Origin of the sequence: Variovorax sp. M-6 (genome assembly GCF_052114385.1) — a bacterium.
Classification (GTDB): domain Bacteria; phylum Pseudomonadota; class Gammaproteobacteria; order Burkholderiales; family Burkholderiaceae_C; genus Variovorax.
The window spans coordinates 64,458-77,323 of sequence record NZ_JBFREQ010000032.1; the positions used below are offsets into that span (position 1 = coordinate 64,458).

Here is a 12,866-nt window from a genome sequence, read left to right on the forward strand (position 1 = left end):
ATCGTGTGGATGACGGCGACAACGCCGCTCGGCTTTGCGCATCTGGCGCTGCCCTCGGAGTCGTCGTACGTTCTAGAGGACGCAGCACCTCCGCCCGTCGCCGCATCGAGAGGGATCATCGATCTTGTGGATGTGGTTACGGAGGTGGAAGCCGAGAATCAATTCGCCACCACGTCTGGAGATTGCCATGTCGATTGGCGATCGTGTGTTAGCGAGTCTCGGACAACTGTTCTCCAGTCCTCTCACCCATGACCGGTTTCGTCGGTGGAAGACGGAGGAGCAGGCCTTTTCGAATGTCTTCGACGACTGCGTGCTCGGCGAAATCTTCTGGCGCAAGGGGATGGGGCGACCTATGGCGGCAAAGCTGTCCGATGGATTCTCGATCAGGTCTTGGCGCACTACGAAGATGCTTGTTCCGACACCCGCCGGTCTGACTTCGACCTGGATCAAATCCCCCCACGTACCGAGATGGTGGGATGGAAAGGACGATGCCAGTTATTGGCGGGTGCCCTACCTTATTTCCGATATTCCGTTCGGTCACAGGAAGGACCTCGTCTTCGGCGACTTTGACGAGACGACCTTCGTCATTCCCGAGTTGGAAGACTTGCAGTGGGATGTACCGGGTGGCGCCCAGGGCATCGGTTTTTCAGGGGCCCGCGTCTTCGAGCCTCGAGATGCGGTGTTCGTGAAGGAACACGGTAGCGTCCACATGTCGTTTGAGGTTGTGCCGCGAATCTTGCAGGTTATTCAACCGTAGACCCATTGCCAGACTCGTGGCTCGGCGCTTGCTGGCTCGCCGATCTTGTCTGCAACCACGTTCAGGTACCCGTTCACACAGGCGGTCAGGCGCTCCCCGAAATCGAACAACTGGTCGACGGTCGAGATCGCACAGTGGGTCGACTCCTGCTGCGAAAGGCGAACCGGCGGCGCCCCCGCTGGCTGTCAGCCTGATCTTCATCGGTGCGGCCCTCACGCTCATCAGCATGGTGCGCTCGAAAGCAGGCGCCCAGCTGTAGCTCTGGCCTTCTCTTGGTTCCTGCGCGGGTTAACATCCCGCGCCCCCCATGCCCAAGAAAAAGAAGCCACGCAAGCGCAGCAGACCAGCCACCAGCGGCATCGCCGTCATCCTGCGCCGCACTGCGGTCTGGCTCATCACCGCCGGCGCCATCTCGATCCAGGCATCAAGCTGCGGATTCCTGCCGACTCCATCGCCGCCATCCGCTTCCTCCACAGAGCGTTCTGGTCCGACCACCCCCACTCAGTTTTCAGACTGTCGCCAATTCTTCGCTGGTGGTGTCGCGCCATCGGTCCCGAAGGCCCCCATGGACCGCGAGCTTTGCTACGAGGCCTTTGCCATCCTGCACAGCGGCAAAAGCAAGACTCCGGTGTTCGTCGCCGAGCGCCTCACCCGCGCAGGGATCGGAAGCGCCAACGAGAAGCGCACCAACAAGTTCTTTGCGGACGCCCGGCTGCCGCGCAGCGAGCGCGCGGAGCTGAGCGACTACAAGGGCTCTGGCTATGCTCGTGGACACATGGCCCCGGCCGGTGACATGTCGAGTCCGGCAGCCATGGCGCAGAGCTTTTCCCTGGCGAACATGGTCCCGCAGAACTCGACGCAGAACTCCGGCGCCTGGGCCAAGATCGAGCAAGACACACGTCGGTATGTGCTGCGCGCCAAGGGCAATGTGTTCGTGATCACGGGACCGGTGTTTGGCCCCGAAAGCCAAGCGGTCGGTGCCAACCGCGTACGGGTGCCCACACACCTGTTCAAGCTGGTCTATGACGAGAACACGGGCAAGGCCTGGGCGCATTGGCAGTCGAATTCGGAGGACGCACGCGCCGGGCGGCCCATAAGCTACGGTGAACTGACGCAACGGATCGGCATGGAACTGCTACCAGGGGGCGAATTGCGGTGAGCTGGTCGCTGGGGTTGACGTGGAAGAGGAGGGCAGACGGCTACTTGTGCTGGCGGACGGGTCGCCGGCGTCGGGGACTATCTAGAAGTTTCCAGGCAAGGTCGAACTCCCCTACCAGCGCCGACCGTCCAAATCGCTACTTTCCGGGAGCCCAGCGTGCGGCCTCCGCAGTTCAAGTCCCGTAAGACAGCGCTGTAATAGCTGTCAGCCGGACGGCATCGCGCGCCTCACATGTAGTGACTCCAACCAGCTTTGCGCATCTGCTCTTCACCTTGCGCAGTTGGGTTCGCTAGCGCACAGACCCCCCATTTGAAGCGTGCTACCCTGAAAACCCTTCGGAGGCCAATCTTCGTGCTCTTGGTCTGGCCCCAACGCCTCCTCCGTCTTGTCATCGCGCACTTCCCTTCAGCTAGGTGCCATGAACATCTACCCCGTTCGCACCACGTCGCCCTCGGCACCCCCTGAATGGACGATCGAGTTTTGCTACGAAAACTCGGGCTCGATCTCCCAGTGCATCTGTGTCATCTTGCGAAGCGGGGAGGAAATGTGCCGGCTTTCTGTGGCCCGCGACCAAGGTGAATGCGCCCAGGCGAAAGTGGCGGAAAGCGCGAGAGCTTGGATCGCCGAATTCCTGGCGCGTCCGGCCGAATACATGCCGGAGGGCTACCCCACGCCTCGGCCGAGCGCGACGGCCGCCCCATGAATGAGGTAGCGGTCAGAGCTTGAGCTGCACGCGCCGCCTTGCGCAGCCCACGTCACGGTCGACAAGGCCGGGACGTGATGTCCGGGCGACAGACAGAATGCGGCGGGAACTAGCGCCGTCCTTTACCAATCCACCCGCCTGAGCGTCGGCTGTCAGGCGTCACGATCTTCCGCTCCGGGCCCGAAGCGGAAGTTGCGGTCCCGCGGAAGCAGACGTTCAGGGAGGACGACGGCTTCGTGCCCTATGCGGACATCGATGAGTGGCAAGAGCGGACGTTCAGTACGCACGGCGGCTTCGTGCCCACGGACAAAACCGCTGCCGCGGTAGCCCGCCGGGGGCTGGCAGTCAGTCGAGCTTTGCGTCGGTGAGGAAGTTCGAGACCAAGTCGGCAATCTGGACGTTGTTCAGGTCTGACATCAGGAAGTGCGTGTTGCCGCGAATGCCAATTTCTGGGAGGTGCACCAGTCGAGCATTGCCGCCACGCTTGTTGACCGCATCCACCCAGAGGCGGGCCATCGCGAGTCGTACGCGCCAGTTGTCTTGGCCTCGCTCTGGCGTTGGCTCTGTCGAGAAGTTGTCGCCGTAGTAGATGACGATGGGAATGCGCGCGAGCTTCTGAAAGTCAGCCAGTGGTACCGCCTCTGGCGTGAGCGTGCCGGCCGCGCTCGGCATCGGCGGAGGCAACTCGCCCTGGGGGAAGATGAACCCGCTCCCTGGCTCGAACGCGACGACTGCCTTGACGTTGGCGCTTTTGATGGCAGTCAGCCAGCCCGGGCCTCCAGCCTGGGAATGGGTGAACAGGATTGCGGGACCTGTTTTGGCGAACAGTGCCGCCATCGCATCCGAAATCACGCCTGCGTCGTATGGCCCTATGTCAGGCGTGACCGACCTGAAGAACTGGTTCAACGTCTCCGGCTTGCGGTCGAACTGGAGATTGTCAAAATACTTCGGCCATTTCCCGATGCGGAACTGGTCGAAGAACAACTGGTCATTCGGAGTGGGCTCGACGGTCTTCGCCACCGTACTGCTGCCAGCGCGCCCGCGGCGCGGCTGGTCGACGAGATAAACCGAGTAGCCGCGGCGCAAGAACAAGGTCTGGAAGCCCTCGCGGCCGTCCGACGTGGTCTCCCAGCTGCGCCCCGACTGGAAGGCGCCGTGCAGCATTACGATGGGCAGCGACCTAGCGTTCTGCGGCACCTGATAGAAGGCATAGAGGTGGTCGCCATGGAAGCTCTGCCCAGCAGCGGTCGGCTTGTTGTTGTCATAGGTGCCCGGCGTTTGCACGACAGCTCCTCCGACCGCAAAGCTGCCTTGGCTCTGAATCGTCAGAGCTCCCGCCGGTGTGGCGGGCATGTTGGGCTGGATGGCGCAACCGGCGAGCAAAGTAGTCATGACAGTCGCAGCGGCGGAGAGGGTGCGAGGAAAGTTCATGTTTTTCCTTTCGAAGCGGCAGCGAGCGCTTGTTGGAGTGCGGCAACTGCGCGTTTGGCGGCCTCAGGGTCGCCTCGCTGGGCCAGAAGCTCGGTGAGCTGCCGTAGCTGGGCAGCACTCAGCCCCACTCGCAAACTGGCCGACATGTGTGAGCGCAGTTGAGCCTCTGCGCCTGGCGTTGCAGCGAGCGCGCCGACCGTGGCAAGTTCGCGGCTCTGCCAATCGAGGTTGTCGCGCTCGAAGACGTCGCCGAACAGATGGGCCTGCAGGAACTGGTTGATGACGGGAGCGAAATCGAACACCGGGCCTCGGACTGGTCCGCCCGAAATCTTCGTCTGGTTCTCCTTGCCGACCTTCAGCAATTCTTGGCCCGTCACAACAGCCCGGCTGGGTTCCCGGCCGAGCGCATCCTGGACTCCACGCTGCTTGCGCGCCTCCACGACCTTCAACAACTCTCCCAGCGCATTGAGACTTCTTGGAAATCCCGCGTAGGCATACAGCTGCACCAGGATTTCCTTGGATTCGCTGACCGTCATGCCCGCGTCCAGACCTTGGTTCAAAGCAGCGTTGAGCTTGGGCATGTCGCTGACGGACACAAATGAGGCGATGAGCGGCATCGCTTGCTGCTTTGCCGTTAGCGTCTCTGAGCCGTTGGATGGCTTGGTCATAGAACGTTCCGCGAGAGCGCTTTGCCCCGCAGGGCTCGAAGCCCCAACGGCGGGAGATAGAGCAAGAAGACCGGTGCTAGTCGACGCAGCCAGGTAGTCGTTGTCGCTGACCTTCTCTAGCCAGTCCACCGACTTGCCGTTGTCCTTCTCAGCGATGGCAACGTGTGCCATCGGGCTCTCTGGACTTGCGCCGTGCCAGTGCCGCACATTCGGGGAAATCGTCACGACGTCGCCTGGACGGATGGCCTGGGCCGTCTGCCCTTGCTGTTGCACCAGCCCGACACCGGCTGTGACGATGAGCGTCTGTCCCAACGGATGGGTGTGCCAAGCTGTACGCGCTCCCGGCTCGAAGCTCACGGTGGCACCGCCAGCTCTGGCCGGCGGCTTTGCCTCGAACGGGGAGGAAATGCGAGCCACGCCAGTGAAGTTCTCGCTAGGAGCGATGTTCACAGGCGACGTCGCGGCCGCGCGGACTTCGACAAGTGGACCGCTTGGCGTCGACGTCTGCGCGCTGGCAGCGAAGGCGGTGCTGCATAGCGCTAGACAGAGAGGTAACTTCACTGGAGTGCCTCGTGTTGTGATGGGATACCGCGACCGGGTCGCACGCTGAAAGTCCAGGACGCCGGCAAGGCCGGCCCATGCAGCAATTGCGTCGAGAAGAATCCGAAGCCGGCTAGACCGTCCAGGAAACGCACCCGGGGCGCTGCAGCCGGACGGTCAGGATGCCGCAGTGACGTTGTCTCACGTTCAGACATTGAGCTTGCGCTCGGCCATCCACTTGACGATGGCCGGGTCCCGATGCGAGAAAAAGCTGCTGGTTGCCGTGTCCAGCTTCGCGATGCGAGCCATGTCGCCGTCGTCCAGCTGAAAGTCGAAGACGTTCAGGTTCTCTTCCATGCGCTCCTTGCGGACGGATTTCGCGAGAGCGACAACGCCACGCTGAACCAGCCAGCGCAGGACGACTTGCCCCACCGACTTCCCATACTTGCTGCCGATGGCCGCCAGCTCCGGGTTCGTGAAGAGGTTGTTCTTCCCTTCCGCGAAGGGCGCCCAAGCTTCGGCTTGCACACCGTTCTCGCGCATGAACGCCACGCTTTCCTCCTGCTGGTGGAAGGGATTGATTTCAATCTGGTTGACCGCGGGCGGCACTTCGTTGAATGCCTTGATGTCCATGAGCCGGTCCGGCTGGAAGTTGCTCAGGCCGATGGCTCTGAGCTTGCCGGCCTTGTAGGCCTCTTGCATCGCTCGCCATGAACCGTGCACGTCGCTGTACGGTTGATGGATGAGGTAGAGGTCGAGGTAGTCCAGCTGCAGCTTGCGAAGCGACTTGTCGATGGCAAGGCGCGTCTTTTCGTAGCCCGCGTCCTGCACCCACAGCTTGGACGTCACGAAGATTTCTTCGCGAACGACACCGCTCGCGCGCAGGCCCAGGCCGACTGCCTCTTCGTTCATGTAAGACGCCGCTGTGTCGATGTGTCGATAGCCGGCCTCAAGTGCGTTGATGACGCTACGCTCGCATTCCTTCGCATCAGCAATCTGAAAGACGCCAAAGCCGAGGATTGGCATCTGGATGCCATTGTTCAAAGTCACGTGTTGCATCAGGACTCCTTTGCCCGAAGGGCCTTTTATGGTTGAAGTGGGCGGAGGTGAACGCGCCGAACTCCGCGTGAGGCTAGCGAGCGAGCTTCGCGCTCCTTAGCCAGTCAGTCACTTTGTCCATCGTCTGTCGCTCCTGGTCGGCTTGCATCGAGAACCCGCGCTGAAGCACGGCTTTCGGTGCATGCCGTTCGATGACGGCCTCGCTTTCGCCGAGGCCATAGCCACCGTGCGTGATGAAGGGAATCAGCGTCTTGCCTGCCAGGTCGTGTTTCGAGAGAAAGCTGCGGATGATTGGAGGTGCCGTCTCGCCCCAGATGGGAAAGCCGAGAAAAACGGTCTCGTAGCCGGCGATGGCGGCGTTCAGCCGTTCCAGCGCTGGTTCAACGCCCCGGTCGCGTTCGACTCGAGCTTGTTCCACCGTTGCCAGGTACTCCTCGGGATAGGCAACGGCTGGCCGAATCTCGAAGACGTCGGCTCCGGTGGCCCGCTCAAGCAGTCCAGCGACGACACGCGTGTTGCCCGTGCGCGAGAAGTAGGCCACGAGTACAGGTGAACGAACTCGCTGCATGCGGCCGTTGTCCGCGAGAGTGGATTGCGCGGCGCCAGCGAGCGGCAGGCTCGAAAGCGCGGCCATCAGGGCTCGACGTGTTGGGTGGGTTGGCGATGCCATGGCGTACACCCGACCTAGCGCCCGACGCGGGCCTTGAGCGCTTCCGGATAGCGGTCCCCTTGAATCTGAATACCTTGGAGCGCTTCCGCGATGTCGCTCAGGTCGCGCGGTGACAGTTCCAACGAGGCTGCGCTGAGGTTCTCGTCGAGCCGGGAGAGCTTCGTCGTGCCCGGGATTGGAACAATCCATGGACCCTGCGCCAACAGCCACGCCAGCGCAACCTGGGCACTGGTGGCGCCCTTGGCGCGGGCGAGCTCGCCAAGCCGGTCGACCAGCACCTGGTTGGCTTGGAGCGCCTCAGGTGCAAAGCGCGGCACGATGCTGCGGAAGTCGTCGCTGCCGAACTTGGCCTCTGCGGTGATGGCTCCGGTCAGGAAGCCCTTGCCGAGCGGACTGAAAGGCACGAAGCCGATGCCAAGCTCCTCGAGAGTCGGCAGTACTTCCTTCTCCGGCTCACGCCACCAGAGGGAGTATTCGCTTTGGAGCGCCGTCACCGGCTGCACGGCGTGAGCGCRCCGGATGGTTTGAACCCCAGCCTCCGACAGGCCAAAGTGCTTCACCTTTCCGTCCGCAATCAGGTCCCTGACAGCGCCTGCAACCTCTTCGATTGGAACCTCTGGGTCGACACGATGCTGATAGAGCAGGTCGATGACGTCCGTTCTCAGCCGCTTGAGCGAGCCTTCGGCGGCAGCCCTGATGTGGTCGGGGCGGCTGTTGAGAATCTGCGGCTTCCCGCCCTCTCCGAACGTGAAGCCGAACTTCGTGGCGATGACAACCCGGTCTCGTACGGGTGCCAGCGCTTCGCCGACGACGTCCTCGTTCAGGTACGGCCCATAGACCTCGGCGGTGTCGAAGAACGTCACGCCGCGGTCTACCGCTGCTCGGATGAGAGAGATGGCCTGCGACCGTTCTGTTGCCTGGCCGTAGCCGTGGCTCAGTCCCATGCACCCGAAGCCGAGCGCGGAGACTTCGGGACCGCTTGTGCCGAGTTGGCGAGTTTTCATGTCGATTCCTTCGCTCTGCCCTCTCCGGGAGTGGAGAACGGCGTGAGGGAAAGTCTAGGAGCCGGATTCGCATGTGAATAGATAGCAAACGGTTGATTGATTGGCAAGCTGTAGCGGACAATGCGCCATGGCCATCAACGAACTCCGTTCGATTTCCACCTTTGTGGCTGCCGCTGAGTTGGGCAGCCTCCGCAAGGCGGCAGTAGCCCAGGGCATCACCCCGCAGGCGGCGAGTCAGGCGCTTGCCCAGCTGGAACAGCACCTGGACGTACGGCTCTTTCACCGAACGACTCGAGTGATGTCGCTGACGGACGAGGGCCAGCGGTTCTTGGAGACCGCGCGACCGGCTCTGCTCGGCCTCCAGCACGCCCTACAGACAGTCAAGCGCACGAAGGAGGAAATCGCAGGCCCTCTTCGAATCGTCGGGCCTCGGTCTACGTTCCAGGCCGTGCTCTGGCGACTCCTGGAAGAGTTTTGCCAAGAACACCCGGCCATCGTGCCGGACGTGCAGTTGGAGGACCGGGTCGGAAATTGGGTGGAGGACCGGGTCGACGTAGGGTTCCGRCTCGGGCCCTCACCGCATGAGGGTGTCATCGCGCGACGGCTGTTTCCGGTTCAGCTCGTCATGTGCGCTGCACCAAGCTACCTGAAAGAGAACGGCATCCCGAAAACGCTCGCGGACTTGCAGTCACACCGCTGCAGCGTCTTCCGCCATCCCGCAACCGGAGCGATAGTGCCTTGGCGTGTGAAGGTCGGAGGGGACCTGAGGGAACTGCCGGTCGTGCCGGCGCTATGCACCAACGATGAGATTTTGGAACTCCAAGCTGTACTCAGTGGCCGGGTGCTTGGTCAGTTGGCAGGGGTGACTGCCGCTTCTTACATCCGTTCCGGACAGCTGACTCCTGTGCTCGGGGAACATACCACTGAGCACGCGAGCTACTTCGTCTACTACGGGAGTCGAAGCTCACAGCCGGCGCGCGCCCGAGCGTTCATCGACCTCGCGGTTCGCAGGCTGGGAAGCAATCCCGAGTACGTCTTGACCGCCAAAGAACTTCGCAGCGGCAAGAGGGTTGGCACGACGTGACACTCTCTGCGTACGTTCTTAGCGGAGCGCCATCATGGCTTGCGCTGTATCGCGGTCGACCAACAGCTCTTCATCATCGTCGGACTTGGCAAGCTCGCCATGCAACAGGGCGTGAAGGCGAATGCAGCTTTGGGCCAGTTGCGTTGTCGAGATGGGCAACGCGCAGGCCGGAGGTGGATGGATGCTTCTGGGCAGTCATTCCCAGCAAAGCGCCCAAGCCTTAGCCGCTCAGGCAGCGCGCAGCAACGCGAGCCGACCATCGGAGCCGGTCCGTAGCCGCCTGCCGAAAGTCCGGTCTTGGGTGCGGATTCAACCGCCGCGCCGAGCGGCTGGTTCTGGGCCGAATGTAGCCGGTGGCGGCCGCGGGTTAGACGGCATTCTTAACTGCCTTGGACGCGACAGCAGTGTGACTGCCATACTATTTCGGACGTGGAGCGCGAAAGCACCACTGTGCCCAACCTAGCATAGTGAGCACGAGGAACGGGTAAGCAAAGAACGGCAGAGGTTCGGACAGCGGCGTAAGGTTTCGGCCCGCAAATCCCTGAAGGGCGGTAGCTGCAAGAAGCAACGCGGCGATACACCCGAGCACGCGCACAGGCAACGGCATGATTTTGGGTGCGCTGATGAGTACCAATGCGGCGGCCCACAGCGCTGCACCCGCGGAAAAGGATGGACCACTAGCTTGGAGTGACATGGCTGAACCAGAGACGACCAGAGCCTGGCCAGCAATGAAGACGAGAAACCCTGCGGCGAGGGAATCTTGACTGCACCGTATGAAGTGAACTGCAAGCAGGGCCGCAGCCACAACGAGAGCAGTGCCATCGATTCCCCACGCCAAGCCCCGCAATGGAGCGGAAGGGACAAAGCTACCCGCTAGGCCAAAGAGGGCGCCGATGATGAGGCAAATGGGCGCGACGGATGATGGACGTTCGTTTTGCAAAATTTCCTCCGTAGTCTGGCCGAAATTTACTGGCGCGCCACGTCACGCACCTTAGGGTGTTCACGAACTAGGCGGTCGCAACGAATGACCGGAGTTGGCCGCATTCTGCCGGAGAGCCCCCGTCTCAGCATGTCCGGGCGGGCTGCCGACCGCTTCAGGCGTCAGTCTGCTCCGGCGGCTGGCACGCCGAGCGGCGAACTCCCATCTGCGGGCACGGGCCTGGAGCCGACATTGCCGATGACTACTGGCAGCCCTTGACGCAGCCCTATTGGAAAATATGCACATGAATCGACGAAATCTAGTGTTCTCCGCCCTGGCCGCAGGATTTGCTCCTGTCGCGCTGGCCGTCCCGCAGTTCCAAGAAAAGACCGAGTGGTCCCACTTCTTCGCAGAAGCAGATGCACAAGGCACGATTGTCATACTTGACGCGCGGGGCAGGTCTGAAAGCACCCTCGTCTACAACGCAKCGCGTGCCGAGCGGCGCTACTCGCCGGCGTCCACCTTCAAGATTCCACACAGCCTGTTCGCGCTCGATGCCGGACTGCTGCGCGACGAATTCCAGGTCATCTCGTGGGATGGCGTGAAGCGGTCCCAGTCGGCGTGGAACGAGGACCAGAATCTTCGCTCCGCGATGAGGAACTCCACCGTCTGGGTGTATGAGCGCATCGCCAAGAAACTTGGCGATGCACGCGAGACCGCCTACATGCGAAAGATTGGATATGGGAACGCGGTCGCCACGGGCGACAAGCCGTTTTGGGTAGAAGGCGACCTCGCCATCTCATCCTTTGAACAGATTGCGTTCTTGCAGCTGCTTTACCGCAATCAACTACCCTTCCAAGTCGAACACCAGAGGCTCGTGAAGGATGTGATGGTCAATGAAGCGGGCTCCGACTGGATACTGCGCGCGAAAACTGGATGGACAGGAAAAATCGGCTGGTGGGTCGGTTGGGTGGAGTGGCCCAACGGCCCCGTCTTCTTCGCCCTGAACATAGATACTCCGAACAGGCTCGGCGACCTTGCGAAGCGGCAGAGCATCACACGCAGCATTCTGCGCTCCATTGGCGCGCTCCCTACGACACCATAGCTTATGGCTCGCAAGTGGAGGGGCACCGCGGAGGTCCGGTCTTGGCCGCATTCTGCCGGAGAGCCAGCCGGGTCAGCATGTCCGGTCGGCTCCACGGCCTCATGCGTCGGTCTGCTCTGCCAGCTCCACCGCGTCTTCGACCTCAATGCCGAGGTAGCCGCACAGTGCTCTCAAGTTTGGGCCCATAGCGGCTGCACGCCGTGGCTGAAGGCAGACCTTCGGCGCAGCCCGGACGTGAACGGACCCACGCCGGCTTCAAGCTGCAGCTTGCCCATTCATTGACGTGACGCAGGAATCGCACCCGGTTCACCAGCGTAGCAGCGCTCAAGCTCGGTGCCTGCCTTCCCGCCGTTATTCAGGGCACTACGTTTGAAGCCTCAGCAACCGGCACAACCCAAGCAGCCATACCACCCGAATCTCGGCGAGCAAATCGATACTTGACTCGGCCATCGCTCAGGACTACTTTTTGCCCTCTCTGGACTTCAAAGGAGATGCCGTGATGGATTTTTCTCGAATCGCATCGGGAGTGTTGCTCTCGGGTTGTGTCGCGCTCGGTGCCAGCTATTCGTTTGCCCAGACGTCGCCGTCAGAGCGTGAGGCTGCGGCCGCCGCCCAGGCACAACGCCAAGGTAAGCTGCCCACCAAGGGCGAGGAGCAGTATCTTCAGAACGCGCTCAAGCGCTGCGAACGCCAGCCGGAGGGGACTGCGCGAGACGCTTGTGTCAAGCGCGTGACTGATGCTGGCGACACCACAACACGGGGTAGTGTCGAAGGAGGCGGGAAGATTCGGACCAACACTATGCAGGTGCCTCCGACCGACGCGCCCAAGAAATGAGGGCGCCACCCGGGCGCGAGACGCCTACAGTGCGGCGACCTGTTGCTGCCGCTCGGTTGAAGGTCCGATTGCTGGCTCATTCCGTCTCGCCGCTGAGCGGTCGGTAGTGGCCGCATCCTGACACAGCAGGCCGCCTGCGGGCCCCTTTGTCTGCGAGCAGGCGGAACTGCCCATGGCTGGACCTCCAGCGATTTCACGTAGGCGTATCGGCCCGTGAAACTGCGGTCCACTTCACCCATCCTCGAAGTTGATTCGCCGCGTTGACACCGCCTGGAAAAACCATTTCGATTAAGTTGACACGCTGCCGCTGGCCGTGCTCGAACGCGTTGAATTGGAAGCCACGGCGAGCGTCTCATCTTGGCCGTGTCCAGACTCAAGCTTCGACGGTAGATGAAGGAGCAAGACGTTCTTTGATGAGCTTGTACTTTTCCTCGGACGTGTCGGCAAGTGCCTGTTCGCGCGATGCGAGCGTGTCGTCGTAGGGCATGGGTTCAGGAAACTGGCTTACCGTCAGGTCCCACTTCACGCCGTCAATCAAGTTGTAAAAATGGGTGCCCCCTGAAGTTTGGGTGCAGAGAATCTCACCACCGAAACAATCCTGTGCGACCAAAGAGGTGATGCTGCAATGATTCTGTGCGGGATTGGACGATGACCACGCACCGGTAGGGCTCGATGTGTCTGCAGACCATACGCGAGCAACTGCCCTATACAAATCGAGCGGTTTTGCGAACGGTCGAATTTCGGAGGGCATGTTTTTCCAAGCTGTTGAAGGTCTGGTTCTGACTGCGGATTCAACCGGTCGATGCAACACACTGATGACTGCCGTAGGCAGAAGGAGTGTTGCAGATGGCTTACCGGACGCGAACCTACTACACAGACAGCCAGAAGGCATTGATGTGGGAGCGATGGAGGCAGGGATGGACCCTGCATCA

At 61.6% G+C, this 12,866-nt stretch carries 12 protein-coding genes and 1 pseudogene; 6 read left to right on the plus strand and 7 right to left on the minus strand.

The features are described from left to right. The first annotated feature begins 187 nt into the window (after nt 1-187). The 3 genes from AB4Z46_RS28135 (at nt 188) to AB4Z46_RS28145 (ending at nt 2,619) form a co-directional block, all read left to right on the plus strand. Nucleotides 188-757 carry a hypothetical protein gene (locus AB4Z46_RS28135; RefSeq protein ID WP_442286847.1) on the plus strand — a complete coding sequence of 190 codons (570 nt, stop codon included), beginning with the start codon at nt 188-190 and terminating at the stop codon, nt 755-757. A gap of 307 nt (nt 758-1,064) precedes the next feature. Next, nucleotides 1,065-1,916 (plus strand): DNA/RNA non-specific endonuclease, encoded by an 852-nt coding sequence (locus AB4Z46_RS28140; protein ID WP_442286848.1) that lies wholly within the window; start codon nt 1,065-1,067, stop codon nt 1,914-1,916. Nucleotides 1,917-2,334: 418 nt separating this feature from the next. Continuing rightward, nucleotides 2,335-2,619 (plus strand): hypothetical protein, encoded by a 285-nt coding sequence (locus tag AB4Z46_RS28145; RefSeq protein WP_442286849.1) that lies wholly within the window; start codon nt 2,335-2,337, stop codon nt 2,617-2,619. Nucleotides 2,620-2,964: 345 nt separating this feature from the next. Here the strand turns inward: AB4Z46_RS28145 and AB4Z46_RS28150 are convergent, their stop codons facing one another. From AB4Z46_RS28150 to AB4Z46_RS28175, 6 genes and pseudogenes are all read right to left on the minus strand, one after another. Beyond that, nucleotides 2,965-4,050: an alpha/beta hydrolase gene (locus tag AB4Z46_RS28150; RefSeq protein WP_442286850.1), complete on the minus strand. Its 1,086-nt coding sequence runs from the start codon at nt 4,048-4,050 to the stop codon at nt 2,965-2,967. Beyond that, complete coding sequence (locus AB4Z46_RS28155) at nt 4,047-5,279, minus strand: (R)-mandelonitrile lyase (protein WP_442286851.1); 1,233 nt, start codon at nt 5,277-5,279, stop codon at nt 4,047-4,049. Before AB4Z46_RS28155 ends, AB4Z46_RS28150 begins: the two co-directional genes overlap by 4 nt. Beyond that, nucleotides 5,221-5,358, minus strand: a pseudogene (locus tag AB4Z46_RS28160) (hypothetical protein); the annotation flags it as partial. The pseudogene AB4Z46_RS28160 and the gene AB4Z46_RS28155, both read right to left, overlap by 59 nt. Nucleotides 5,359-5,465: 107 nt before the next feature. Next, a complete protein-coding gene (locus tag AB4Z46_RS28165) occupies nt 5,466-6,317 on the minus strand; it encodes an aldo/keto reductase (RefSeq protein ID WP_442286852.1) in 852 nt (283 codons plus the stop codon). Between the two features lie 73 nt (nt 6,318-6,390). Continuing rightward, complete coding sequence (locus AB4Z46_RS28170; protein ID WP_442286853.1) at nt 6,391-6,951, minus strand: flavodoxin; 561 nt, start codon at nt 6,949-6,951, stop codon at nt 6,391-6,393. A 50-nt stretch (nt 6,952-7,001) separates the two neighbouring features. Next, on the minus strand, nt 7,002-7,991 hold the full coding sequence (locus AB4Z46_RS28175; protein WP_442286854.1) for an aldo/keto reductase: 990 nt from the start codon (nt 7,989-7,991) through the stop codon (nt 7,002-7,004). A gap of 127 nt (nt 7,992-8,118) precedes the next feature. On the opposite strand from AB4Z46_RS28175, the gene AB4Z46_RS28180 reads away from it, so the two are divergent. The 3 genes from AB4Z46_RS28180 to AB4Z46_RS28190 all read left to right on the plus strand — a co-directional run bounded on the left by AB4Z46_RS28180 (nt 8,119) and on the right by AB4Z46_RS28190 (nt 11,934). After that, entirely contained in the window at nt 8,119-9,075 is a 957-nt protein-coding gene (locus tag AB4Z46_RS28180) for a LysR family transcriptional regulator (protein ID WP_442286855.1), read from the plus strand. A gap of 1,223 nt (nt 9,076-10,298) precedes the next feature. Then, nucleotides 10,299-11,099: a class D beta-lactamase gene (gene blaOXA, locus AB4Z46_RS28185; RefSeq protein ID WP_442286856.1), complete on the plus strand. Its 801-nt coding sequence runs from the start codon at nt 10,299-10,301 to the stop codon at nt 11,097-11,099. 466 nt (nt 11,100-11,565) lie between these two features. Continuing rightward, entirely contained in the window at nt 11,566-11,934 is a 369-nt protein-coding gene (locus AB4Z46_RS28190; protein ID WP_442286857.1) for a hypothetical protein, read from the plus strand. 373 nt (nt 11,935-12,307) lie between these two features. Here AB4Z46_RS28190 and AB4Z46_RS28195 read toward each other — a convergent pair whose 3' ends face one another. Next, complete coding sequence (locus AB4Z46_RS28195; protein ID WP_442286858.1) at nt 12,308-12,685, minus strand: YunG family protein; 378 nt, start codon at nt 12,683-12,685, stop codon at nt 12,308-12,310. Nucleotides 12,686-12,866: the final 181 nt, after the last annotated feature.